This is a genomic window from Desulfobacterales bacterium, assembly GCA_028704555.1.
Lineage (GTDB): Bacteria > Desulfobacterota > Desulfobacteria > Desulfobacterales > JAQWFD01 > JAQWFD01.
Genome location: JAQWFD010000010.1, coordinates 64,491 through 90,251 on the forward strand (window position 1 = coordinate 64,491; position 25,761 = coordinate 90,251).

The following is a 25,761-nucleotide window of genomic DNA, read 5'->3' on the forward strand; positions in this document are numbered from 1 at the left end:
CGCTTCTGGATGACAATCGAGTGGATTGAAAAATCAAGCCGTCCTGTGCGCAGGCAGCCAGCTTGTTCATGAAGCCGATGTTTTACTGGATGTTGTCAAACATGGCCTCGGATTCAATGATTTCCTCCAGCAGGTCAACGCGCATATTCTGATCATGCTCGATGGCGCAGCGAAGTTTTAAAGCGCAATACTTCCTGCAGATCGTATCCTGCATGCTGAAGGTGCCGTAGCATCCGATATGATCGTTTAAGGTTTTTGAGATAACCGTAGGTTTTTTTTTCATTTTCCGTCCTTTTCTAAAGTAATGCCAGCAGTTGCTTATGGATTTTTCCGTTAGTGGCCACAATTTCGTTTCTGTCCACCGTGAACGGAATGCCAGAAAAATCTGTAACAAAGGCCCCGGCTTCGCGGGCAATCAGTGTGCCGGCCGCCGTATCCCAGGCTTTCAGGTTTTGTTCCCAGAATCCTTCAAATCTTCCGCATGCCACAAAACAAAGATCCAAAGCGGCAGAGCCCATCCTTCGTACCCCTTGAGAGGCCTTGAGACAATTGGCAAACCGCTCTATAAGGCCGGGGAAGATGTCTTTCAGATTGTAAGGAAAACCGGTTACCAGCAGGCTGTCTTCAATCCCGCATGTGTCGGACACCCTGACGGGTCGGCCATTGAGCATTGCGCCGCGGCCCCGCAGGGCGGTAAACAGCTCTTCTGTCACGGGATTGAGCACAATGCCTGCCACAATATCGGCGCCGGAGGTACAAGCAATGGAAATGGCAAACTGTCCGAGCCGATGCGCATAGTTGGTTGTGCCGTCAAGCGGATCGATAATCCAGCGGACATCTGATTTTCCTTCGTTCATGCCGCTTTCTTCGGCCAGGATAGCATGATCGGGAAAGTGGGTTCTGATCGTTTTGATAATGGCCTGTTCTGAGCCAAGATCAGCTTCGGTAACCAGATCGATTGCCCCTTTTTTATGGATATGCGACAGGTTGCCGAAATGGGACAGAAGAATCTCTGCCCCCTGACAGGCGGCTTCGACCCCGATTTTTTTTATTAAATCTAAATCCATAAGTCTATCCTTTTACAAGCGATTTTCTATTCCTGTCAACCTTTAATGACATCAGGTGGGCGTTTTATCCGGAGAAGGTAGGCTTCACTTTGCGTAAGTGACAGTTATCATGAATATTACCACGCCAGCCAAACCGGCCTCACTCGGTATTCGAGAATACGAGCGGCGGGTGTTGCAGACGGGATATAAACCACTGAAGTTTTTCAAGCAGAGGTGTTACCGTGGATGGATCTCTGGCAGAGACAGGTATCCCGCCAATCAGATGGATCAGACGATTGAGTGTCTGTGGATCCACCTGATCCTGCTTATTAAGCGCCCGGATTTGAGGAATATGCCCCAGGTTCAGATCTGAAAGCACTTTTTCCACAGATTCGATCTGGCTTTGAACCTGAGGGTTGCTGATATCGATGACATGGAGGAGCAGGTCGGCGCTTTCAAGTTCTTCCAGCGTTGCACGGAAGGCCACCATCAAGTCCTTTGGCAGATGTTTAATAAATCCAACCGTGTCGGTAATAATGACTTCGGTATCTTTCGGCAATTTCAGACGTCTGCTGGATGGGTCCAGTGTGGCAAACAGACGGCTTTCAGACAGGACATGGCTTTTGGTCAGGGTGTTTAACAGCGTTGATTTTCCGGCATTGGTATAGCCGATGATAGAAATTACAGGAAGCCGTCGTCTGTTTCTAAGGGCTTTTTGCTGCCTGCGATGTGCTTTGACCAGATCCAGTGCTTTTTCAAGCTGCTGAATGCGGTTCCGCACCCGCCTGCGGTTGATCTCCAGCTTGGTTTCACCGGGGCCGCGGCCCCCGATGCCACCGGTCAGCCGGGACATGGCCGTGTTTTTTTGTGTCAGCCGGGGCAGAAGATACTTGAGCTGAGCCAGTTCAACCTGGAGTTTTCCTTCTTTGGTCTGTGCTCTTTGTGCAAAAATATCCAGGATTAATTGTGTCCTGTCGATGACTTTTAATTCAATGTGGTCTGTAATGGATCGGATCTGTGACGGATTAAGCTCCTGATCGAAAACGATCAGGGTGGCTTCCCGTTGAAGCGCGGTGATGGCGACTTCCTGAAGTTTTCCAGAGCCTATCAGATACTTTGGGTCCACTTTGCTGCGCTGCTGCAGCACGGTCTGCACCACATCAATTCCGCCGGAGCGTGCAAGCTGCGCAAGTTCGGCAAGAGATTCTACGGACATGGGTTTCGGAGCCGTAGAGACGCTGATCAGAAGCGCCCTTTCTCTGCCGGAATCGGCTGCATGCAGGGCGGTCTGCTGCGAGAGCTCATTTTCCAGAGCCAGGATTCGTGAAAGGCAGTCAATATCAAGATGCTGGGGATCAAGAACCGGAAGCAGCTGACAAGGGTTTTCCCGCGATCCTTTTGGCAGAATGTGGGCGGTATGAATTTTTTCCGGCCGGCCGTCCGTCCCGACCGTAATGGAGGCCATCATATCGAGTCTTAACAGGGCAAGATCGTTCAGGTCATCACGGGTGAGCACTTCCCGGTTCAAATGGGTGTGAATGCAGCGTATCCCCTTGAGGCGGGCAGGAGCGGCACTGTATTCGCTGGTGTGGGGAATGACGATGCGCTCAGCGTCCCCGACAATGACATGCGCGATTTTGCCGGATCGATCAATGAGAAGGCCAATCTGCCTGCCGATGTCCTTTGAAAGCAATGACAGATCCCGGCAGAGTTCAGGGGTGATCAGAAATTGTGGCGGGACGCGCCGCCGATAGAAATTTTCAAGTTTTTGGCTCTGGCTGGCCTTCAGACCTTTGATGTTACCAAAAAGCCGTTTCATGATGTTGGATTACACCTTTTTGTAAGGATGGGTCGGTATAGAGAATTGAAGGCGGATATCTTTCCGGCGGCTTGACAGAGAGCACCGGCTGAGGCAGAAAAAAACAGTCGGCAGAAGGCGGCTGCCGGCGGAACGTAAAGCCGGCTCTGTCCGCAGTCTCCCTCCGCTGATGATCGGCTGCCTGAGAATTAATGCATGTCAGGTATCCCATGATCCGATGCCAGCGACTCAAACCGGGTGTAGGTCTTTAAAAATGCCAGCGTTGCGGTGCCGATGGGGCCGTTTCTCTGTTTGGCTATGATGATTTCCGCTTTTCCATTATTCGGATTATCTTCTTTTTTGTTGTATACCTCATCCCGGTAAATAAACACGACCAGGTCAGCATCCTGCTCGAGGGCACCGGATTCTCTTAAATCCGACATCTGCGGGCGTTTATCGCTGCGTTCTTCCAGCTTTCTGTTGAGCTGAGACAATCCGATAACCGGCACGCTGATTTCTTTGGCCAGTGCTTTCATCGATCTTGATATTTCAGAAATTTCAAGATCCCTTCTGGATTCGACGGATTTTCTTCCCTGCATCAGCTGAAGGTAATCGATGATAATAAGACCGAGTCCTTTTTCCATTTTCAGCCGGCGGGCCTTGGCTCTGATTTCTATCGCCGTCAGGTCCGCCGAATCATCAATATAGATTGGTGCATCGGTTAATATGCTGGCGGCCTGTGTCAGTTTTTGCCAGTCATCCTTGCTGAAAAAACCGGTTCGAATTCGCGAGGAGTCGACTCGGGATTCCGCGCAGAGCAGACGCATGGAAAGCTGCTCCTTGGACATTTCGAGTGAGAATATGGCGGTAGGAACCTTTCCGTCAATTGCCGCGTTTCTGGCTATATTCAGTGCAAAAGCGGTTTTACCCATACTTGGCCGGGCGGCCAGGATAATCAGATCAGAATTCTGCAGACCTGAAGTCAGGTTGTCAAATTGTCGAAAGCCGGTTGCCACGCCGCTGATCAGCGATTTATTCCCCTGTCGCTCTTCAAGTTCGTCGATGTTGGATTCAATGATTTTTCCCAGGGAATAAAAGGACGGTCTGATTTTGTTTTCCGATATTTCAAATATCGAAGTTTCAGCATAGTCCAGCACATCATCGACATCACTGCTGTTTTCGAAACAGCGCCGGGTGATCAGGTTCGCTTTTTCGATCAGACGCCGCAGGCATGCTTTGTCGTGTATAATTTTTGCATAATGCGGGGCGTTAACGGCAAGCGGAACGGAATCCATCAGCCATGCCAGATAGGCGGCCCCCCCTGTTTCTTCCAGTTGGGCTTTTTCACGGAGCAAGTTGGTGAGGGTGACCAGATCAACCGGCTCATTTTTTGAAAAGAGGTCAAGAACGGCTGAATAAATTTTTTGATGAGCTGATTTGTAAAAATCGTCCGGTGACAGAATTTCAACGATATCCAGCAGCGAGCTGTTGTCGATCAGTAAAGAGCTGAGTATGGATTCTTCGGCCTCGATACTTTGTGGGGGCACTGTGAGGTTTTGCTGGTTTTTTTGGGATTGAATTCTGTTCATGGAGCTTCCGTGTTCGTGCGATAAAAATCAGGGGCCATGAACAATGCGACAGACAGTGTTCATCCGAAAATGGCTATTTTCCCCTGTGCGTCAGGCGAAGATTTTAATCCTTAAAATACACACATGTATTCCTGCGGTTAAAATCTTCGCCCTGCTTGAACTTGAAAAAACTTAGCCTATTTCTGGGTGGACATTGTATACCTGTGCATGGCACCCGAAGAAGTTATTCGTTTGATTGCTCGGGGATGACTTCAACTGTAATCTCAGGCTCTATTCCTTGGTAAACGCGGATGGGGATTTTAAAAGTGCCGGTCTGTTTGATAGGTTCCGCAAGCAATATCATCTTTTTATCCACTTCAACGCCCTGGTCGGACAGCGCATCCATAATCTCTCTTATGGAAATGGAGCCATACAGCCGATCTTCATCACTGACTTTTGCGGTGATTTTACAGATGACACTTTCGAGTTTTTTAGCCATTTCCCCGGCAAATTCCCGCTCTTTAGCGATCTGGAGATCGAGCCTGGCTTTTTGCTGGAGAAATATATTGCGGTTCTGAGGGGTTGCCGCCACTGCTTTTTTTTGCGGTAACAGATAGTTGCGACCAAACCCATCTGACACGGTCACTTCGCTGCCGATAATGCCGAGAGATTCTATCGTTTCATTCAAGATAACCTTCATTATTTTACCTCCACTAAAGAACAGTCTTTAGTTGTTTTTTGTAAATTGAATTTTACGGAAATTCAACCAGATGTCAAAAAATCCGAGTCCGATAACAAGAAGCAGCGCTACTTGCTCAAAAGCGATTACACAGTAACATAGGGTCCTGAGAATACGGGGAAACCGTTTTTTTTCAAAATAGAAGGATACAATGGCTATGCCTTCCAGAAAATAGATGGACATGAGAATGATCAATCCATTTAAAGCAACCAGCGTAACGGTTTTCCCCGGAAAAAGTATCAGGATGCCGCATCCGATAACCGCCCAAACCAAACCCTCAGGGGCTTTCCATAAAGATAGGGGACCAAAGTCCGGGACATTGATTCCCTGAGACGTCAGAAGCGGTCTTGCCAGCAGCAGATTTGCCCATGACACTATCAGCGCCGAAACGACAATCAGCGCCGGAATGATTCTGACCAGAACATATCCGATGGCTTCTTTCGAGCTCGAAATCATATGGACACTTTCCTCTGGCAGGCCCATATTCTGATAAAACGCCAGCGTCAGCTCAAGATTTTTTGATACATAGTCCGAAACAAGCGCCAGAATGTCGGTATGGTAGATGTGGCCGAAAGCCATAAGCCCGGCCAGCCCTGCCAATCCCGTGATGCCACACGCATACCCGACGGTTTTTTCGATCGACAGATTCATTCCCATCAGTTCGCTTAGCACATATCCAAGCAGGAGAAGCTCCGCATAGAATAATAAATCAAGTGTCAGTCCTCCTGCAAAAGCGCCCATGATCATCAACGCCAGTATAGGGATGATCACTCCCGTGGTTCTGTCCAGCTTCGCACGGTAAAACAGTACCGGAAGCGGTGCCATCATAGAGCAGAAAAAGCCCAGAATCGGCATTGTCGCGGATATTGCAAAAAAAAAGAGAATAATCGCAACGCCGTTGATAATCGATTTTATGGTTTTTCCTGAATCGGTGTGAGGCACTATCCTCTTCTCCTCTGAGGCAGCCGCCTGCGTTTGTTATCCATTGTCAGCTTTGATGCTCAAGGGGGCCAACAAACGGCAGAAGTGCAATGGTTCTGGCGCGTTTGATGGCCTGGTTCAAGACTCGTTGATGTTTTGCACAGGTGCCTGATATACGTCTGGGAATGATTTTGCCTCGTTCCGTAATAAAATATCTCAGGGTTCTTATGTCCTTATAATCAATCACGATGCTTGTATCTGCACAGAATCGGCAGACTTTTCTTCTATGAAATACCCTTTTTTTCCTTCTTTTTCCGGTAAATTTTGATGAACCTCTGGGCTCTTTCGCAGCAAACGCCATTTGATTACTCCTCCTCTTGATTTGTGTTGGTTTCAGCCTGGGCAGTGTCCTGCTCAGGTGTTTTCTCCGGTTCAGCAGTCTTGGAAGCGGCTTCATCAGCTACTTGCTTTCTGGCTTCTGATTCGGCGATTTCTTCCTTGATTTTTTCGATATTCGCATCCTCTTCCAGCACAATCGTCATAAATTTCAAGATGCGATCATCAATTCTGAAGAACCGTTCAATCTCGTCAACAAGTGGCCCTGCTCCGCAGTAGTTCAGGAGGATATAATATCCGCGGGGTTTTTTTCTGATGGTATAGGCAAGTTTTCTGAGTCCCCATTCGTTCATTTCAACCAGGAATCCGTCCTGGCTCTCGATCAAGCCTTTGACGCGTTCAATAATTGGCCCACGGCCGTCGTCCGAAAGATCCGGATCGATAATAAAAATAGTCTCGTACCTTCTCATGAAACCTCCTTACGGGTTTAAAGCCCCGGATGAACCGGAGCAAGGATGAAGTAAAATAATTTATTTATAAAAATCTTTTATGTATCAATAATGTATTTTACATGTCAAATAAATATTATTTCAAACAAATTATCAGATGGCGCACGAACGAACCACCGGATTCTTTTTAGATTCAAGGTATGACAAATGTTACCCTCAGGAATGGATGTTGAGGGTGGCACGTAAGTTCCGTATTTCCAGGGAGATCGGCAGTGGGCGAAAAAAACGAACGGGGCTGTGCCAGACAGTCGGGGGGCCGAGAGTCCCCGCGCCTGTAGTAATCCGGATGGAGCAGCCGTGCCATCCGTCACCGCCATTGGAAACTGTCAATCAGGCTTCCGGAATAAAAAAGGGGTAGCCTGAATGAAAGCTATCCCCTGAATGTCTGGTGGGCCGTGAAGGAATCGAACCTTCAACCTACTGATTAAGAGTCAGGTGCTCTGCCAGATTGAGCTAACGGCCCTTCGTATAAATTGTCTGTTCTAAAAAACAAAATCAACCCTAACAAATGAGTATGTACTTGTCAATTTATTTTATGAAAATTTTTTTGGAAAATTGACCCGGAGGATGCCCGCTGAACCAGCGGGCTTGGAAAATCAGGTGGCCCTCAGGTATTAATCCGGCCAGGGGTTCTGTTTATGGCGTCTCATTTGGTCTCGCTGCTTTTTTCGGGTGATGTCGGTTTGTTTTTTTGAACGTTTGACCGATAGCTTGTCGGGTTTTTCAACACCAAAAGCAATAAAAAAACTACCGGGCAGATGATCCGAAACCGGTGCCTGAACGGGTTCTTTCTTTTTTTCTTCGGGTCTGGACCGGGTAAGCGGCGGTCCGGTAAAACAGGCGGAGGGGATTGCCCGGGTCAGAAAAATAAGTTCTGCTGCCTGCTGAAAACAGATTCCCTGATTCTGGCACATGGCCGTTTGAATCGTCAGCAGTACCGGATCAGGATCGATGCGTTTTCCTATTCTTACTGCCATATCGGCATCGGGTGTCAGGATGACATGATCCCTTGAGCCCATGGGGGATATGCCTTTATCAAGGACAAACGGATACGCTTTACGCCGGACACAGGTGTAAAGAAGCTTTGGAAGGTGGCCTGCGGGGTTGGCAAAGCCCGGATGATTCCGGCATGTCGAGCGAATCCGGTCGCCGGTGATTTCAACCGGTGCGTTTGGCAGACTTATCATGATTTCGTTGAGATGTGATTGGCGGACATGTTTCCAGCCCTGTTCCTCAGAGAACACTTTTAGCAGGTCCTTTATCCTGAAATATCCGTTTTCATCGGGTACAAGGCCAAATTCATAGGGGCTCCGGGCCAGAATGTAATCCAGAAATTTCGCCAGTTGTTTGATTTGTCTTGGTTGTCCCATGGATTCAGCTCGTATTGATTTTTATTTGTTGTTGTAAAATGCTTTCCTGTTATAAACTTTGTCATTTGAATGAACTTTTCTTGACCGGGAAAATGCCGTCTGATAGTTTTTTTATTTATACTAAATGTGATGGAGTTATTCAATACACGGAAAGGATATTGAAGGATGAAACGCGAAAAATCAGATCAGTTTTTCAAGCGGGCACAGGAGATAATACCCGGTGGGGTCAACAGCCCGGTGCGGGCATGTAAATCCGTTGGCGGAACCCCTCTATTTATTGATCGTGCCCAAGGTTGTATGATTTATGATGCAGACGGCAATCACTATATTGATTATATCGGATCATGGGGACCGATGATACTGGGCCACCGGCATCCGCGTGTTATCGAATTTATTGAAACGGCTCTCAAACGGGGAACCAGTTTCGGGGCGCCGATGGATCTTGAAATTCAGCTGGCGCAGATGGTCGTTGACGCATTTCCGTCCGTTGATATGGTTCGAATGGTCAACTCCGGAACCGAGGCAACCATGAGCGCCATTCGCCTGGCCCGGGGGTTTACGGGGCGGGATACCATTATAAAATTTGACGGCTGTTATCACGGGCATTCCGATACCCTTCTGGTCGAAGCCGGCTCCGGAGTGGCCACCCTCGGTATCGCGGGCAGTCCGGGGGTTCCGGAATCATTTATCAACCATACCTTGTCAATCCCGTATAACGATATCGAATCTATCCGTTCGGTGATGGCCGAAAGGGGGGACCAGATTGCCTGCGTCATTGTGGAAGCGGTTGCCGGGAATATGGGGATGGTGCCCCCGGCAGAGGGATTTCTGAAAACCCTCAGGGAAGTGACGGAAAAACACGGCGCCCTTCTGATTATCGATGAGGTGATGACCGGTTTCAGGGTCGCTTACGGCGGGGCGCAGGTATTATACGGGATCACCCCGGATCTGACCACCATGGGGAAAATTATCGGTGGCGGCCTGCCGGTCGGTGCCTATGGCGGCAGGCGTGATATCATGGAGTATATCGCGCCTCAGGGGCCGGTATATCAGGCCGGAACGCTTTCCGGAAATCCATTGGCCATGGCTGCTGGAATTGCAACCCTGCAGCAGCTTCAGGTCCCCGGTTTCTATGAAGCCCTGGATAAAAAATCGGAAATGTTGCTAAATGGTTTGAAAAAAGCGGCCCAAAAGGCGGGGATACCGATCAACGCGAACAGGGTCGGTTCCATGATGGGGGTGTTTTTTACCGATAAGGTCGTGAATAATTTCCTGGATGCCAAAACCAGTGACCTGACCCTTTTTTCGGCATACTATAACGGTATGCTGGAAAAAGGGGTGTATCTTGCCCCGTCCCAGTTTGAAGCGCTGTTTGTCTCAGCAGCGCATGAAACAGCGCATATCAATGCGACGATAGCGGCTGCAGAAGAAGTGCTGCAGGCGCTGGCCCGGTAGCGGCCGAATGAAAACCTGATAATTTTTTCAGGTTCAAGGCGGGCGAAAATTTTGACCGCAGAAATACATTTCAGATTCACGGATTTATTATTTGAGCACTTAACGCGGTCTGCAGTTTGTATTTTTGAGGATTAAAATTTTCGCCCAATGCGTTTGAGAAAACGGGCAGTTTTCGTCCAGAAATGGTTGTTCATCTGTCAGAATATTTTTTAGGAAATATGCCCGAGTTTTTTATTTTGCCACCGGTTATCAGCTTTCTACCACCCCGTTTTTTCAATCAGGATGAGTACAAATATCAAAAAAAAACTCACCGACGCCACCACCACCCATGGGCTGAGGTTGAGCAGTTCCGGCAGGGTGAGCTCCCCGAAGTTTCCCCTGTTCAGCACCGTGTGGTTCAGTTTGGGGTAGACGACGGCAAATAATTCCGCACCGATCAGGATACCGGGAATTCCTCCGGTCAGGGCGTCCAGAAAACCCTGGCCCACTGCGCCTGCGATCGTGCCAGGACAGTACCCGAGAACCCCGAACCCCACTCCGAATATGAGGCCTCCGATGACCGATGAGCCGAATGATCCGGGTTTGGGATGAAGCCTTGCCATCCCGAGGGCCTTGAGAAAATGAACGCCGATCATTCCGGTGATCACCGCGGAGAGCATGATTTTGACAACCGTAAAATCGGTTAACCGCAGCTGGTTGATGATCACATCGAGATGGGTGACGCCCCCTTTCTGGAGCAGGAACCCGAATATGATCCCCAGCAGGAGCGCCAGTATCCGCTGAAGGGGGTTGTTTGCATGCAATGAGGTCAACATCGGTTGATTCCTTTCAGTCAGCGGCAAAACGTCAATGATACAAGACAGCGGCCGTGATGATCCCGCCGATGAAAAAACATACCGCGGCCAGCCAGCTGCTGACAGCCAGCTGAAGTGTGCCGCTGATGCCGTGGCCGCTGGTGCATCCCCCGGCCCAGCGGGCGCCGAATCCCATGAGAATGCCGCCGGACAGCGCAGCCATAAACCGGATCAGCGCAGAGGTGCCCAACGATGCCGCCCATCGGGAGGGGACCCATATGATTTCAAACTGTCCGGATAACCCGGCGGAGATGAACGATCCGATGAAAATACCGGCCACCAGCATCCATTGCCAGTCTATTTCAGGGTGAAATTTTTGGTAATACGGTCGCTGCAGGGTTTTGTCTCCCCGAAACAGGCGTTCAATCATTCCGCTGGTCCGGGCATAGGCGGTGGAACATCCGATCGGCTTGTCAGACAACACAAAGGTCAGCCAGCTCAAGATGCCGATGCCGATACCGGATGCATATGGCGACCACTGTTTCATGACCAGCCAGTTCACAGGCTTTCTCCTTTCCCCAAAACCTGACCCATAAAATGGGGCCCGTGAGGGTTGAAACAGACGGGGCATGCGGGGGAATAGCCGGATGCGCTGTATCCTGTCATGCCACCGGCGACATTGAGTACATTGTCAAAATGATGCTGTTTCAGAATGCTGGCTCCCAGACTGGACCGGTGCCCGGTGCCGCAGAGCAGCACTGTCTGGCGTTCTGGGTCGAGCTCACGAAACCGGTGCCGCAGATCCGGGGCCGGAATGTTGATGGCATTTTCGATATGAAAGGAATCGTACTCTGAAGCGGACCGAACATCGATCAGTACCATGTCATGCCGGTTTGAAAAGGCATGGTAAAGTTCTTCGGCCGACAGCTGGGGTACGTGGCGGCATGGCAGACCGGCTTTTGCCCAGGTAAACATGCCGCCGTCCAGAAAGCCGGAAATATTGTCCATGCCTACCCGCTGCAGCCAGACAGCGGCCTCCTGCGCTTGACCGGCGCTGTCGCTTACCAGGAGTACAGCGGCACCGTGCGGCAGTGTCCATCCGGCAAAAGTGGCAAAATTTCCACCCATGTCGATGTGATAGGATTCGGGAACGTGCTGACCGCCAAAGGCATCATAGCTGCGGACATCGAGCACCACGGTATTGTCCAGAGTGGTTTTCTGACTGAAGGCTTCAGGCGTCAGAGGGACAGGTGCGGGAAATGTCCGGACCAGCGAAGGGCCCCGTCGGTTTATATCGCTGCATCGGCTGAAATGATCCGGAGCCGGCGGCATGTTTGTGGTCAGTGACCGGACGAATTCATGGCGGTTTGAAATTTGAAGGGCGGCGTTATAGCGTTTTTCATATCCAATGGTGCTGCTGCGTTTGGCGCCCATGGCCCGGCCACATAAAGAGCCGGCGCCGTGTGCCGGATATACCTCACAGAAGTCCGGCAGTTTCAGCAGGGTGTCATGAAGGCTGTAATAAAGCCGGGACGCAAGTTCTTCGGCCATGGCCGGAAACAGGTCCGGGCGGCCGGCATCGCCGACAAACAGCGTGTCCCCGCAAAAGACGGCGACCGGCTCTTTTCCACGGGCCGTGTCGGTGACCACATAGCTGACATGCTCAGGGGTATGTCCGGGGGTTTCCATTACCTTGATCCGGATATCGTCGATGGTGATGGTGCTGCCGTCAGATACCGGGATATGGGGAAATTTGCACTTTCCGGACGTGGGAACATGGATGTCGGCGCCTGTTTTTTCAGCCAGATCCATATGCCCGGATATGAAATCGGCATGCAGATGGGTTTCGAGAATGTGGGTAATGGTCATGCCGAGTTCTTTTGCGGCATCCAGATACATTTGAATATGCCGATCCGGGTCGATAATGGCACAGGAACGGCTTCCGCCCAGAAGGTAGGAGCTGTGAGAAATGCCTTTGATAAAAAATGATTGAACAATCATCGATGGCCTCCCTGGTTTTGTATGAAAAAACATAAAATATGGATTTGCAGATGGAAACTAATTAAGACTGAAACGATGGGGCTGCGGCCCATTAAGATGCGTTAAACAACACCTGCTGGCAACTGATGGGAAAACGTAATACGAAAAAAATGTTGAAAGTTTTAAACTCCCGCCTTCAGCCGTTTCTATCTGTAACCGGGTTTAACATCGCGAATTTTGAACGTGAAGTATCTCAGATTGCCGTTTCGGATGTGATCCGCTGTTTTGTGAATGGCAGGAGGTATGAAGGCCGAGGCCCAGACATACATGATATTCTGATATTTTCAGAATATATGAAACTTCAGACAGGTTGCAAGTGCTTTTAAAAACAGATCGTTTGCCATCTGTCCGATAGGCGGTCCCTTGCACCCGCTTCGGCATTATATTCCTGTGCTCCCTGTACAACCAACCTCATTATAGCATGTAGTGCACGGTGGTAACAGGCTGAGTCTGGCTGAGGATTATCGGCAAAAGTGCTCAGCGGAACAGTGCACTCGAATTCTGAAGGCTTTTCGTGCGAAAGCGCTTGACAGCCTTTCGTTGTATAGCGATAGTAGTCTCGCTGTTTAAGAAAATAAAGGAAAGGGGTTTCCCCCCAACAAATTTTGCAAAGCAATGCATGGCAGGCAGAGAAGACAACGGAGACTGAAAAAGCCCTGAATTCTCCTTCGCCATAATTTTCTCAATTTTAATTGTCGAGTGCCATGAATCCATGAGAACATCCGCTGATAGAATTAGACATACGGTATTGTTTGAAACAATCGGACTCGTTATATGTGTGCCTTTCTCCTCATGGGTTTTGGGCAAAGGGCTTGCACGCATAGGAGCGTTGAGCATAGTCCTCTCGCTAACCGCCATGTGTCTGAACTATATTTATAATTTGGTTTTTGATATCGTTTTAGTACGGCTGGGCAGACCCGTTAATGTGCGTCCGGCATGGATGAGGGTGTTTCATACGATATTGTTTGAAGTCAGTCTGATTATTTTGCTGATTCCGATCATGGCCTGGTGGCTTGATTTGACCTTGTGGACAGCTTTTCTAACAGACGTGGGGATTTCTCTGTTTTTTCTCGTTTATACTTTTGTCTATAATTGGGTATATGATATCGTTTTTCCAATGCCTGTTGAAATTGAGATTGAAGTTTGATGACCTTGTAAAAAGTGTACACGTCCGTCATGTTCGCGAAGGTGGGAATCCAGAACATCTTGAAATAACAGATTCACGACCCAGGCTGTGGGCTAATTGATCGGCCCCATCCCTCCTTTTTCTACATCTTCCGGATACATTCGACAATTTCGGGCAGTGCCCGGGCACTGGGGGCTTTGATACAGCCACCACGGTGACTTTTTTCTGCTATTTGCGCAAATGGATTATCTTCGATGTTAATATCGATAATGGTTCCGCCGTGGGCATAGACTTCCTGAATCACCCGGGTGGGCAAATTCGTTGCGCCCGAGGTTCCCACCGTCAACAGCAAATCCGTATTCCGGGCTGTCTGCAATGCGCTGTAGAACCGATAATAGTCTTCGTCATAGGTTTCATCGAACCACAGCACATGGGGCCGGGTCAGGGCACCGCAGTCCGGGCATTTCAAAAGCTGCCGGTCGGTATCGGTCAGGGATTCATTCCTGGCTTTCGGGTTGATTTCCGGGGGCAGGCGGTATACCGATGCGGAGCATTGCCGGGTGCATCGCATGAAAAAAACATTTCCGTGGACCTGAAATGTTTTTTCCGGGCTGTTTCCGGCTCTCAGGTGCAGGTTGTCCACATTTTGAGTGATCAGGGTGAAGCGGTCGCCAAAGATCTTTTCCATTTCAACCAGCGCCATATGGCCGGGGTTGGGATTTGCCTGAGCGCATATCCCCATTCGGTAGAGGTACCATGTCCAGACCTCGTCCGGCTTTTTTGTGAACATATGATATGTGGCCATCTTCTGGGGGTGGTATTCCTTCGATCCGATCGTCCAGAATCCTTCCGGACCGCGAAATGTCGGGATGCCGCTTTCCGCGGAAATGCCGGCACCCGTCAATACCGTGATGCCGGTTGCATTTTTTGCAAGATCTGTTAACACATTTTTGATATGCTGGATCATAAGATTGCTCCTTGATGGCAAGAGACGCTCGGGCTTGATCATAATTTCGGCCACAATGTCACGGGGCCCGTCCCGCCCATTGCCGCCTTCTCCAGCGCGATCCGGGGGATGCCGGGGCCATGAAGCTAAAGCGCAAAAACCCGGCAAGCCTCAAACAGTTTGCGCTTTTTAACGCTTCATGGCCCCGACAGCTTTTCCCCGGATCGCGCCATGTCGTACGCCGGCAACGGGCGGGACTCCGAGGCTACGCACAGCAAAATATGGCCGCAGTTATGATCAAGCCCAGACGCTCTTATCGGACGGCCTTGACCGGTCCGTATGGTTTGATTGCATTAACCCGTTTTTAGATAAGGAAATACCTGTGATAGATTTAACCCGAAATAGTATTCCTGATCAAGTCCGAAAAATTCATTTGATTGCCGTTTGCGGAACCGGCATGGGGGCGCTGGCGGCCATGCTCAAGGATAAGGGATACGAGATTACCGGATCGGATCAGAACGTCTATCCGCCGATGAGTACATTTCTTTTACAGCGGGGAATTCAGGCCGCATCCGGATTCAGTGAGGATAATCTGGCCGATGAAATTGATCTGGTGGTTATCGGCAATGCCGTCAGAAGGGATAATCCGGAAGTGGTGAAGGTGATGCGGGAAGGTATTTTCTTCTGTTCCATGCCTCAGGCGGTGAACCACTTCATTGCCGGGGGGAAACAACCGATTCTGGTAACCGGTACCCACGGTAAAACCACCACCTCATCGATCCTGTCCTGGATTCTGGATAAAGCCGGATTGGCGCCGTCGTTTTTGATCGGGGGAATACTCAAAAATTTTAACAGCAGCTATCAGCTGGGCAGCGGACAGTACATCGTTCTCGAAGGGGATGAGTACGATACGGCCTTTTTTGACAAGGGATCAAAATTTTTGCATTATGACCCTGCTATTACCATACTGACGAGTGTGGAATTCGATCATGCCGATATATTCGCCGATATCGATCACGTAAAAGAAACGTTTAAAAAACTATTGTCCGGCCTGGCAGCCGAGAGCCTGCTGCTGGCGTTTGATTCCGATCCTCATATCCGAGAGCTTCTTCCCGCTGCCGGCTGTCGGATTCAAACGTATGGCAAGCGTCCGGATTCGGTCTGGTGCCTGGGCCAGGTGGATATGAACCCGCCGTGGACGTTTTTTCAGGTCCGCAGGCAGGGGAAACATTTCGCCTCATTCAAGACCCGGATGGTGGGGGAGCACAACCTGCTCAATGCCGTATCTGCCGTAGCCGCTTCCGATCAACTGGGAATATCCGTGCCGCGCATGGCCGAGGCTCTGGAAACCTTTCAGGGGGCTAAGCGGCGTCAGGAAGTCAGGGGCTGTAAACGAGGCATTACGGTCATCGATGATTTTGCCCATCATCCGACAGCTGTCAGGGAAACGGTCAAGGCGGTAAAACTGTCCCATGATCAGGGGCGGCTGATCGCCGTATTCGAGCCCAGGACCAATTCGAGCATGCGGTCTGTGTTTCAGGATGCCTACCCGCAGTCATTTGATCATGCCGATGTCATATGTATCAGAAAGCCCCCCCTGCTGCACAAGATCCCCGAAAACGACCGGTTTTCCTCTGAAAAACTGGTAGAGGACTTGAATGCGCGGGGCAAGGCCGCACATTATTTTCCGGATACCGAATCGATCATTGAGTTTCTTGTTCAGGAAGCCCGGCCGGGTGATTTTGTACTGATCATGTCAAACGGCGGTTTTGACAATATTCACGAGCGGCTGCTGATAGCGTTGGGGTGAACAGTCGTGAGTCGTGAGTCGAGAGTCACAGGGGTCAAGGGCCAAGAGTCGTGAGTCGTGAGTCGTGAGTCGGGGGCTGATGGTAAAGACCAGACATCAGTTTGGCCGTGTGTAGGGGCATTAGCTACTATGTACGGAACAGTGCCCCGTAGGGGCACGATGCATCGTGCCCTTACCATGGAACAATTTTTATCAGCAGATTATAGGCTGAGGGACGCTACGCATGAGGACGTTATAAAATAAAAGCTTTTTGCTTCTTATCTTTTGCCTCAAACGAAGTGCTCCTCAAGCGATAGCGGTCCTAAGTCCGCCTGCAAGGGCGTTGTTTTATACCACTGAAGAGGAGGATATCTGATGGACAAACCGATTGAATTTTATTGGCAGACCCGGCTGGGGCAGGTGAAAACCGCTCTGGAAAATAATAACTTTGACGTGTTTCTGGCCAATAACGCCTCGGAGGCAAGAAAGGTTCTGCTGGAGACCATTATTCCCGAAATTCAACCCCGAACGGTGTCCTGGGGCGGTTCGATGACCTTTACCGCAACCGGTATTTATGATGCGGTGAAACAATATCCCGGGCTGGAGCTGATCGATGTCTATGATAAAACCCTTTCCCGGGAAGCGTCTCTTGAACGCCGTCGGCAGGCCCTGCTGGTGGACCTGTTTATTACCGGAACCAATGCCGTGACCGAAACCGGTGAGCTGATTAATCTTGATATGATTGGAAACCGGGTTGCCGCCCTGACGTTCGGTCCCAGACATGTAATCGTACTTGTCGGACGAAACAAAATTGTTGCCGATCTGGAAGATGCCATGAACCGGATCAAGAATTATACGGCGCCAATCAACGCCATGCGACTGGATATGAAAACACCCTGTGTGAAAACATCGAGTTGTGAAGACTGCCGAAGTCCTCAGCGAATCTGTAACACATGGACCATAACGGAAAAGTCGTTTCCCAAAGGCCGGACCCGGATCGTTTTGATCAATGAAGATCTGGGGATTTAATCTGAAAGCGGGAAGGGGAAAACTGTTTCGGCGGGCAATGCAGATTTCTAAGTTTGAGTGAGCGGGGCGAGCGCCGGTGGCGGTAAAGCAGCGCCGGAAGATTTTCCGATGCGGTTGCCGCCTTGGCGCAAATGTGTTTGACAGCCGGGCTACGGTTACCTATCATGGAATAAAATCGACTCAGCTTTGATGTCTTCTGACACAGGCCAATATTGCAACCCCGCAGTGGCTGGGCTGCAGTCACCCATGACAAATGCTGCCGGGCTATCGCCTCGCTGCTTAACCGATTATCTGCTCCTGATAACAGCTATGGATAAAAATCTGATTTTTCATACCATAAAGGATTTGCCCCCGTTTCCTGAAATCGCTCTGAAGGTGATTCAGGCGACTAAAAATCCGGATTATTGCGCTCAGGATCTGGTGGATATTATCGAGTATGACCCCAGCCTTACGGCCAATGTCCTTAAGGTTGCAAATTCGGCATATTTCGGTCTGCACGCGCAGGTCACTTCCATGAGACAGGCGGTAGCCTATCTGGGAGCCACCACAATCATCAATATATTGTTTCTGAGCGGCTGCAGCACTTATTTTCGCGGGGACTTTTCCGGATACGGGACGAGCGGTAAACAGCTGCTGATCCATTCGATTTCAACCGCCATCATGACTCGGATACTCGGGGAGCGGATCGGCATTAAAGATACATCCTCAATTTTTACCGCCGGCCTGCTGCATGATATCGGCAAGATCGTGTTAAGCACGTTTGTGAGGGACAAATATGATGATATCATGCGGCTGGTGGGCCAGAACAATTATTCCTTTATTATGGCGGAAAGAGAAGTGCTTGGGGTGGATCACGCATGGGTGGGGGGAGAAATGGTAAAAAAATGGAAAATTCCCCTCGAGATTGCCACACCGGTAGCCCTTCACCATGACCTCGAAAAAGCCTCGTCCGATGATATGGCAACCCCCCTTGTATATCTCGCCGACCAGGTGTATGTGCTGGTATCCGGGAACAGGGGGGACGACCGGTGGTGCTTTACAACCTTCAAACAGGCCATGGATCGCTGTCGGCTGACCGAAGCTGATATGGATGCATCTATGCTGATCCTTAATGAAACGTCTAAAAATATTCACCAGCTGTTGAGTATATAAAAATAAAGCTGAACAAAGAAGGCTTGAGGCTGAAAGCTATCGAAAAAGATCAAGCCAGGCGTATACCATTGGGCCATTTTTTTATCCCCGCCATCCCCAAACCGTAACATTCTATCCCCCCATTCCAAAATCGTAAGGGTTTCATTCATTCATTCCCAATTTTCCTTAATTCGTGTTGACATTTGTTTCTGTTTTTGGTTAACCTGACCTTTCTGAAAGGTTAACCAATGGCAAAGCACGGGGTCGATTTCCACATGAAAGAAAAAATCCTGAACATGTTGAAAAAGAAAAATGAAGTGGTGTCAGGGGAAAAATTGAGTTCGGAACTCGGTGTCTCCCGGGTTTCCATATGGAAACATATCCGGAGTCTTCAGGATGCGGGGTATGATATTGTTTCACATCCCAGGGGGTATCAGCTTGTCTCGTCTCATGATGCCCTGTTCCCGTGGGAATTTCCCGGCAGAACGCCAAATATGCATTATTTTACTCAAACATCTTCAACAATGGATGCAGCCCGGCAGCTGGCCCGGGACGGATGTCCTCAATTTACCGTGGTCGTGGCAGAGCGTCAGTCAAACGGGCGGGGGCGGCTGCAGCGGACCTGGTACTCATCAGAAGGGGGGCTGTATTTTACGACGGTTCTCCGGCCTCAGCTTCCGCTGGGTTTAAGCTTCAGGGTGAATTTCTGTGCGTCGCTGGTTCTGGCGAGGCAGCTTCGGCAGATGTTTGATATACCGGCAACCGTGAAGTGGCCGAATGATATTTTAGTGGGAACCCGCAAGCTTTGCGGCATGCTTTCGGAAATGGAAGCAGAATCTGACGCGGTCTCATTTGTGAATATCGGTATCGGCTTAAACGTCAATAATGACCCCACCCCGGATGAGCCCAGGGCCGTATCGTTGAAAACGCTTCTGGGGCGGGAGGTTTCCAGAAAAGATATCCTGAGGCGGTTTCTCGATGAATTCGAGCATCAGGTAACCCATCGAATTCATGAAGATGTCATTCCCGAATGGAAAACATATACATCGACGTTGAATCAGCAGGTTAGAATTGTCACGGTTCGTGAAACCACCGAAGGGCTGGCCGTGGATGTCGATGACACCGGCGCGCTGGTGCTGAAACTGGCGGACGGCTCCTTGAAAAAAATTATTTACGGGGATTGCTTTTATCGGGATAGGTGACGGCAGAGGCCAGAGGCCAGAAGCCAGAGGACTGATTAAGGAAATTATACCATGAACGTGTCCGGGCAGCTTCGAATGACTGTGTATGCCTCGCTGTTGGCGGCGCTGACGGCGGCGGGGGCCTATATCGCGATACCCATCGGTCCGGTGCCCGTAGTGTTGCAGAATATGTTTATTTTTCTTTCCGGTATTTTATTGGGAAGTCGCTGGGGGCTTGCCAGTGTCGGGGTGTACCTGCTGGCCGGGGCATGCGGCCTTCCGGTGTTCGCTGGTGGTGTCGGGGGGATCGGGCGCTTTATCGGTCCAACCGGCGGATATCTTCTGGGATATCTGCCGGCCGTGTATGTGATCGGTCTGATCTCGGAAAAGACAAAGCCGGTTGCCGTATTTGACGTCATGGCCATGCTGTGCGGGGGGGTAATCATCTATGCCTGCGGTGCCTCCTGGTTGAAGATGATCACGGGCATGGACTGGGGCAAAGCGCTGGCTGTAGGGATGAATCCGGTGTTTCTGGCAGGGGATGCAGTGAAAATTTCAGCGGCAGTGGCTGTTGCCAAAGCGTTGCGTCCGGTCATTTATCGGGCATAATCGAAGGGGGACCGGAAAAACAGAAAGCTGCCGGCAAAAGGAAAAAGGGGGTTGGCGGTCGTTTTCTGTCCGGGGCGTCTTACGATTTTCGGGCTTGATCATAACCGCGGCCATAACGTCGTGAGGACCGTCCCGGGCGTTTCCGGCTTCTCCAGCACGATACGGGGGGAACGGCCGGGACTTCGAAACTACACGTAAGAGAATATGGCCGCGGTTATGATCAAGCCCCGATTTTATAACCGATTGATTATGATTATGATTGTGATTGTGAATATGAAACTTATAGAAATCACCAACCTGACGCATCGATTCGCAGATGGCACCATAGGCCTTGATTCGGTCAGCCTGACGATTCATGAAGGAGAATTTGTTGTGGTTGCCGGACAGAACGGATCCGGCAAAACCACCTTGATGAGACATTTTAACGGGCTGTTAATGCCGGCTTCCGGTGAGGTAAAAATTGACGGCATTGCAGTGTCCGATGACCTGAAACGGGCAAGACAGCTGGTGGGAATGGTATTCCAGGATGCCGACAGCCAGATTGTCGGTGAGACGGTGTATGAAGACGTGTCATTCGGGCCGGAAAATCTCGGATTGAAAGGCCAGGGGCTGAAGCGGTGTGTAACCGATGCGATGGCATCTGTGGGGATCAGTGAAATCGCCGAACAAAGACCCCATCAGCTTTCCGGCGGTCAAAAACGAAAGCTTGCCATTGCAGGCGTTCTTGCGATGAAACCGCGGGTGATTATTTTTGACGAACCTTTTTCCAACCTCGATTATCCGGGGGTAAAGCAGGTTCTTCAGCAAATCCTCGATCTTCATCAATCCGGGCATACGATTATACTGATTACCCATGATCTGGAGAAGGTGATCTATCATGCGAGCCGGCTCGTGATTATGGAGAAGGGGAAAATAGTCAGGGATGGCATTCCTGAGAAGGTAATCGGAGAGGTCGAACAGTTCGGCATCCGGACGCCCTGCGCATACCGGATGGGAATGGAGACCGAATCATGGCTGAGGTGACGTGTTTTTGCTATCATCCATCGGAATCGGTTCTGCATGCCATTGATGCGCGGTTTAAAATGGCGTGTCTCATCATGATGAGCCTCTGTATCGTAAACTCCGGTGCATGGGCCCTGGCTGTATTGACAGCAGCGTTTGTGGCACTCAGCCGCGCCGCCCGGCTGCCGGTTATCCGGCTGGCCGGAGAGCTTCGCTTTTTCGGGTTGTTTCTCGGGTTCGTATTTATCGCAAGGGCGCTGTCTTTTCCAGCGCCATCCGATGTCACTATTATGAAAGTTGGTATTTCTTTTCCGGGACTTCGGGATGCCGGACTTGTCAGCTGGAGACTGTTGCTGATCGTTTTATGCGGCTTTATGTTTATTGCCGCTACGAAATCTTCAGAAATCAAGCGGGCCATTGAATGGTATTGCCGGCCATTTCCATTTATTCCGGGTAAACGGATTGCAACCATGATCGGATTGATCGTGCGATTTTTGCCGGTGATATTCCAGCAGATTCGTGAAACTTCCGATGCCCAGCGGGCCCGGTGTATCGAACAGCGAAAGAATCCGGTGTCCCGGGTAATTCGGCTGGCGGTTCCTCTGATTCGGCGAACATTTGAAACCGCGGATAAACTGGCAGTTGCCATGGAAGCAAGGTGTTATAATGAAGACCGTACTGCGGCGGGTAGTTTTGCCGCGGCTCCCAGAGACTGGCTTGCTCTCATGACGGTGGTGGGCTTATGCGCTGTCTGTCTTTTTCGCCATTAAATGAAAAACAGCTGTTTTATATCAGGCCGTATTTTTATGTTGCATTTTGAGATCAAACCCGGTAAGAGTATAAAAATAAATGCTGCTTCAACCATGCGCGGTCTGAGAGCGAACTCAAAGAAACTTTCAGGCCGAATTTTTTTACTTGACAAGGACAGCGAAAGTATATTAAAGACAAAACTTTAACAATATGGGCCGTTAACTCAGTTGGCAGAGTATCTGCCTTTTAAGCAGAGAGTCGCTGGTTCAAGTCCAGCACGGCCCATCATTATCAGCAATAACATGCGTCCCTATCGTCTAGCCTGGCCCAGGACACCGGCCTTTCACGCCGGCAACAGGGGTTCGAATCCCCTTGGGGACGCCACAAAATGAAGTCAAGGATTTAGAAGTAATCTTCTAAGTCCTTTTTTGTTTTGGAAAAGTTCAGCCCCCCCACTATTCCCCCACTAACTTTTCAATAATCAGGGTAAAATCAAATAATAAAACGCTACAGCATGTTTTTCATATTAGCCCTTGGCCCCCTTTCAGGTAATTTGAGTCTTCCCGGATGCAGTCAAGCCAGAATTAAAAATATTTTACACGGGGGAAAAAAGATTAAAAATGTTGCGGGCGTTGCGCCTATGATCTATCGTTGCCGCGTTTGAAACGGGAAGATTCACCACAGAGACAACAGCGCACAGAGGATGGGGAAGAAATAAACAGATAATTACTGCGGAATACGGAATTTATAAATTGTGATATGAAATGGATATGACAGGATGGCAGGGGATAACCTGACCTGTATAGCAGATATCTGTAAACTGGGATTTTCAGGAAAAAAATGGAAAAGCAGAGATTAAAAATAAAAAAAATTCGCAATTTCAGCACCGCTTGCTCTGCATATTCGAACTCGATTGGGAGGTGCCTAAAACGAGAACGATAGGCCGCCTCCGATACCGAACTCTGAATGGTAAGTTCCGTTCAAACTTAAGTTTTTGTTGATCATGTAAGTCGCGCCTGCCTGCCATTCCCATTCGGTTTGGGTGTCGTATTCAACCTCGCCAAATGCGCTCAGGCGCGAGGTCAGCGGGAGCTCTTTGGCAGCTGAGATCCGAAACTCGCCTTCGGTATCGACCCAGGCGGTAGTCTGGATAAGCAGCTGCAGCGTATAACGCGTGCCAAATATTCCGCGGTCACCCAGTTCTTCATTGGTGAGTTGGGCACCGGCAAATATGCTGGAGAAGCGGTTGAATGAATAGTCGTAGGTAAGGTTGACCTCATAATCAGTCCCCTCGACGTTCTGCCATCCTGCCTTCCAATACGCATTGAAGATATTGCGCGTATTTGACAAGGTGACGTTGCCTTCGGTCATGTGACTCATCCCTGCGCCTATCGCCGAGACGTACCACGGATCTTCGAGAAGCTTGTGTCTAATTTCGGCTACTTCCGGAGACGGCTGGAAGTCGTCGTAATGCACGATGCGGGCCATACCGCTGTGCATGTGATAAAGAAGATGACAATGGAAAAACCAGTCGCCCCTGTCATTTGCGTCGAATTCTATGACGGTGGTTGACATTGGTGCGACGTTCACGGTGTGCTTGAGAGGCGAGTAGTCACCCTGACCATTGATCACGCGGAAGAAGTGTCCGTGCAAGTGCATCGGATGATGCATCATCGTTCGGTTGATGAGAATGAACCGGGCGACTTCGCCTTTGCGGACGATGACCTTGTCCTGTTCGTGGAGGGCCTTGTTATTAATCAGCCATACATAGCGACTCATGTCTCCATCGAGCGTCAACCGGATGTTACGTCGTGGTTTACTCTCGGCGATCGTCGTCGGCTTCAAAGAACGCAGTTTGAAATAGAACGGCCACGGCCGGCGGGGATCCATGCCGTCAACTGCTGTTTGCTTATTGCCCATAGAGTGGCCGTCTGTCGCCGCCTTCGAACCGGAAGCATGCGACATACTCGCCATCTCTCCTGAATCGCCCACGGAGTGATCCATGCCGGCCATCGCGCCTGCTGAATGGTTAGACGTCATCTCCATGTTCATGGGCATCGCCATGCCATGCCCCCTTTGGCCATGATCCGTCCCTCCCATATCCATATCATCCATATTCATACCGGGTTGGTCGAACGTTCCGGCATCAATTTTCCAATCGGGCATCCCCATGCTGCCGGCTGGTGTCAACGCCATCACGCTACGCAAGGTCACGCCCCCCATCAGCGCATAGAGATCCGGTTTCGGCACGTCGGATGCCGTGTGTTTCTGGCCTTGACCGATCCACACCGAGGCGTGTCCGGAACCGTCGTGAGCTGTAGCCCGCAGTTCGTAGCTTCCGCCTTGCGGCACCGTCACCAGCAAATCGTAAGTCTCGGCAACGGCGATGAGAAAACGATCCTCATTGAATGGCTGTACGTCGATGCCGTCGCTGGAAATGATCTTCATCGGCCCTCCAGCGAACTCAACGAAGAAGTAGGTTGTGGCCGAACCGTCAATGAGCCGTAGGCGAAGTCGCTGTCCGGGTTTGGCATTTATGTATGTTTCCGGTTGGCCATTGGCTAGAAAACGATCATAGGCCACATCTGCAATGTCCATTGGCGGCATCCGCGTCAGCTCTCTTTTGAAAAAATTGCCAAGCACGCCCGCCTTCGCCGCCCCGAGTACGCTCTGGGAGCTTCCTTTCTTGACGGCGTACCACTCGCTTCCGCGTTTCAAGGTGCGCATGATTTCGTGAGGGTTCTCATCGCTCCAGTCGGACAGGAGGATTACCTCATCGCGGATGCCGCCGTAGGGGGCATGCTTCGGATCGATAGCGATCGAACCGTATACACCTCGCTGCTCCTGCAGACCGCTGTGCGAGTGATACCAATAAGTTCCTGCGTGCGTAATCGGAAAGCGATAGGTGAATGTCGCACTCGGGGCAATCGGTGGATACGTCAGATAAGGAACACCGTCCTGATCGTTGGGAAGCAGAATGCCGTGCCAGTGAACAGATGTTGCGACATCCATCTTGTTATGGACGTGAATGACTGCCTGATCACCCTCTCGAAATCGAAGCGTCGGCCCTGGTATGCCTCCATTAATGGTCATTGCCGGGCGTTTCTTACCGGTGAAATTGACAGTGCCGTGCTCGATGGTAAGTTGGTATTCAACTGTTTCCGCACAGATCTCACCACTATTAGGCAGAATCGCGAGTGCCGCAAGAAGTAGTATAATCCCAGTTTTTTTCATTGTAGTTGTTAGTTTCTTTTTGAAGAATGGGCTCTTCTGCCGCAGCGAGCAGCTGTCGGCTGAAAGTGCAAGGTCAGTGTTTTTCCATTATCAGCAAACATGAGCAAAGAGCAGACTTGCCCCCTGCTTTCCTCATGTGGCTGCGCATCCGCTGCATTTTTCCGTTAGCTGACACTACCCAATGCAAGGGACACATTCACCCATTAATAGCGGAATGCGGCAGCGGCAAAAGATAGGCCTCCTCCTGAGGTAATCAAGAAGATTAGCCCAAGTTCGCCAATTTAGATCAAGGCTTGGCGTCATTCGGGGGCTTGGCGATTTTTGTGGTCACTACTCATTTTGCAGCATATCGTTTCCTCGGTAGCGGGACCTCCTTGAGTCCCAGGTT

Annotated in this window: 23 protein-coding genes and 3 tRNA genes; 11 read left to right on the forward strand and 15 right to left on the reverse strand. The window is 50.2% G+C overall.

The window, feature by feature from the left end; all coding sequences use genetic code 11:
- Positions 1–82: 82 nt before the first annotated feature.
- The 10 genes from PHQ97_05670 to PHQ97_05715 form a co-directional block, all read right to left on the reverse strand.
- Positions 83–283 carry a hypothetical protein gene (locus tag PHQ97_05670; protein MDD4392225.1) on the reverse strand — a complete coding sequence of 67 codons (201 nt, stop codon included), beginning with the start codon at positions 281–283 and terminating at the stop codon, positions 83–85.
- Positions 284–296: 13 nt separating this feature from the next.
- On the reverse strand, positions 297–1,067 hold the full coding sequence (locus PHQ97_05675) for an inositol monophosphatase family protein (protein ID MDD4392226.1): 771 nt from the start codon (positions 1,065–1,067) through the stop codon (positions 297–299).
- Positions 1,068–1,206: 139 nt separating this feature from the next.
- Positions 1,207–2,865: a GTPase HflX gene (gene hflX / locus PHQ97_05680; protein MDD4392227.1), complete on the reverse strand. Its 1,659-nt coding sequence runs from the start codon at positions 2,863–2,865 to the stop codon at positions 1,207–1,209.
- Positions 2,866–3,053: 188 nt separating this feature from the next.
- Positions 3,054–4,433: a replicative DNA helicase gene (dnaB, locus tag PHQ97_05685; protein ID MDD4392228.1), complete on the reverse strand. Its 1,380-nt coding sequence runs from the start codon at positions 4,431–4,433 to the stop codon at positions 3,054–3,056.
- 223 nt (positions 4,434–4,656) lie between these two features.
- On the reverse strand, positions 4,657–5,112 hold the full coding sequence (gene rplI / locus PHQ97_05690; GenBank protein MDD4392229.1) for a 50S ribosomal protein L9: 456 nt from the start codon (positions 5,110–5,112) through the stop codon (positions 4,657–4,659).
- Positions 5,113–5,139: 27 nt separating this feature from the next.
- Positions 5,140–6,093, reverse strand: coding sequence for a YybS family protein (locus PHQ97_05695; GenBank protein MDD4392230.1), 954 nt, complete (start codon positions 6,091–6,093; stop codon positions 5,140–5,142).
- A 46-nt stretch (positions 6,094–6,139) separates the two neighbouring features.
- Complete coding sequence (rpsR, locus tag PHQ97_05700; GenBank protein MDD4392231.1) at positions 6,140–6,433, reverse strand: 30S ribosomal protein S18; 294 nt, start codon at positions 6,431–6,433, stop codon at positions 6,140–6,142.
- 4 nt (positions 6,434–6,437) lie between these two features.
- Positions 6,438–6,878, reverse strand: a complete 441-nt coding sequence (gene rpsF, locus PHQ97_05705) for a 30S ribosomal protein S6 (protein ID MDD4392232.1) — start codon at positions 6,876–6,878, stop codon at positions 6,438–6,440.
- A gap of 425 nt (positions 6,879–7,303) precedes the next feature.
- Positions 7,304–7,380 (reverse strand) — tRNA-Lys (locus PHQ97_05710).
- A 151-nt stretch (positions 7,381–7,531) separates the two neighbouring features.
- Positions 7,532–8,287: a hypothetical protein gene (locus tag PHQ97_05715; protein ID MDD4392233.1), complete on the reverse strand. Its 756-nt coding sequence runs from the start codon at positions 8,285–8,287 to the stop codon at positions 7,532–7,534.
- Between the two features lie 165 nt (positions 8,288–8,452).
- Here PHQ97_05715 and hemL point away from each other — a divergent pair, with 165 nt between their 5' ends.
- Complete coding sequence (gene hemL, locus PHQ97_05720; protein ID MDD4392234.1) at positions 8,453–9,742, forward strand: glutamate-1-semialdehyde 2,1-aminomutase; 1,290 nt, start codon at positions 8,453–8,455, stop codon at positions 9,740–9,742.
- A gap of 257 nt (positions 9,743–9,999) precedes the next feature.
- Here the strand turns inward: hemL and PHQ97_05725 are convergent, their stop codons facing one another.
- The 3 genes from PHQ97_05725 to PHQ97_05735 are packed head-to-tail and all read right to left on the reverse strand — an operon-like array spanning position 10,000 to position 12,537.
- Complete coding sequence (locus PHQ97_05725) at positions 10,000–10,557, reverse strand: YeeE/YedE thiosulfate transporter family protein (protein ID MDD4392235.1); 558 nt, start codon at positions 10,555–10,557, stop codon at positions 10,000–10,002.
- A 31-nt stretch (positions 10,558–10,588) separates the two neighbouring features.
- Positions 10,589–11,098, reverse strand: coding sequence for a YeeE/YedE thiosulfate transporter family protein (locus PHQ97_05730; protein ID MDD4392236.1), 510 nt, complete (start codon positions 11,096–11,098; stop codon positions 10,589–10,591).
- Positions 11,095–12,537, reverse strand: a complete 1,443-nt coding sequence (locus tag PHQ97_05735; protein ID MDD4392237.1) for a rhodanese-like domain-containing protein — start codon at positions 12,535–12,537, stop codon at positions 11,095–11,097. The genes PHQ97_05730 and PHQ97_05735 overlap by 4 nt, the downstream gene beginning before the upstream one ends.
- A 751-nt stretch (positions 12,538–13,288) precedes the next feature.
- Here PHQ97_05735 and PHQ97_05740 point away from each other — a divergent pair.
- Positions 13,289–13,723, forward strand: coding sequence for a PACE efflux transporter (locus tag PHQ97_05740; GenBank protein ID MDD4392238.1), 435 nt, complete (start codon positions 13,289–13,291; stop codon positions 13,721–13,723).
- A 121-nt stretch (positions 13,724–13,844) separates the two neighbouring features.
- On the opposite strand, the gene PHQ97_05745 is transcribed toward PHQ97_05740, so the two are convergent.
- Entirely contained in the window at positions 13,845–14,669 is an 825-nt protein-coding gene (locus PHQ97_05745; GenBank protein MDD4392239.1) for an RNA polymerase subunit sigma, read from the reverse strand.
- Between the two features lie 364 nt (positions 14,670–15,033).
- On the opposite strand from PHQ97_05745, the gene mpl reads away from it, so the two are divergent.
- From mpl to PHQ97_05790, 9 genes are all read left to right on the forward strand, one after another.
- A complete protein-coding gene (mpl, locus tag PHQ97_05750; GenBank protein ID MDD4392240.1) occupies positions 15,034–16,458 on the forward strand; it encodes a UDP-N-acetylmuramate:L-alanyl-gamma-D-glutamyl-meso-diaminopimelate ligase in 1,425 nt (474 codons plus the stop codon).
- Positions 16,459–16,812: 354 nt separating this feature from the next.
- Complete coding sequence (locus PHQ97_05755) at positions 16,813–17,466, forward strand: lactate utilization protein (protein MDD4392241.1); 654 nt, start codon at positions 16,813–16,815, stop codon at positions 17,464–17,466.
- Positions 17,467–17,775: 309 nt separating this feature from the next.
- Complete coding sequence (locus PHQ97_05760) at positions 17,776–18,618, forward strand: HDOD domain-containing protein (protein MDD4392242.1); 843 nt, start codon at positions 17,776–17,778, stop codon at positions 18,616–18,618.
- A gap of 254 nt (positions 18,619–18,872) precedes the next feature.
- Complete coding sequence (locus PHQ97_05765; protein ID MDD4392243.1) at positions 18,873–19,799, forward strand: biotin--[acetyl-CoA-carboxylase] ligase; 927 nt, start codon at positions 18,873–18,875, stop codon at positions 19,797–19,799.
- Between the two features lie 51 nt (positions 19,800–19,850).
- The gene (locus PHQ97_05770; GenBank protein MDD4392244.1) at positions 19,851–20,387 is read left to right on the forward strand and encodes a biotin transporter BioY; all 537 of its coding nucleotides are present in this window, start codon (positions 19,851–19,853) and stop codon (positions 20,385–20,387) included.
- Positions 20,388–20,660: 273 nt separating this feature from the next.
- Positions 20,661–21,410, forward strand: coding sequence for an ABC transporter ATP-binding protein (locus PHQ97_05775; protein MDD4392245.1), 750 nt, complete (start codon positions 20,661–20,663; stop codon positions 21,408–21,410).
- Positions 21,398–22,159 carry an energy-coupling factor transporter transmembrane component T gene (locus PHQ97_05780; GenBank protein MDD4392246.1) on the forward strand — a complete coding sequence of 254 codons (762 nt, stop codon included), beginning with the start codon at positions 21,398–21,400 and terminating at the stop codon, positions 22,157–22,159. The genes PHQ97_05775 and PHQ97_05780 overlap by 13 nt, the downstream gene beginning before the upstream one ends.
- Positions 22,160–22,351: 192 nt before the next feature.
- Positions 22,352–22,424, forward strand: a tRNA-Lys gene (locus PHQ97_05785).
- Positions 22,425–22,445: 21 nt separating this feature from the next.
- Positions 22,446–22,523, forward strand: a tRNA-Glu gene (locus PHQ97_05790).
- A gap of 540 nt (positions 22,524–23,063) precedes the next feature.
- Here PHQ97_05790 and PHQ97_05795 read toward each other — a convergent pair.
- On the reverse strand, positions 23,064–25,373 hold the full coding sequence (locus PHQ97_05795) for a multicopper oxidase domain-containing protein (protein ID MDD4392247.1): 2,310 nt from the start codon (positions 25,371–25,373) through the stop codon (positions 23,064–23,066).
- Positions 25,374–25,761: the final 388 nt, after the last annotated feature.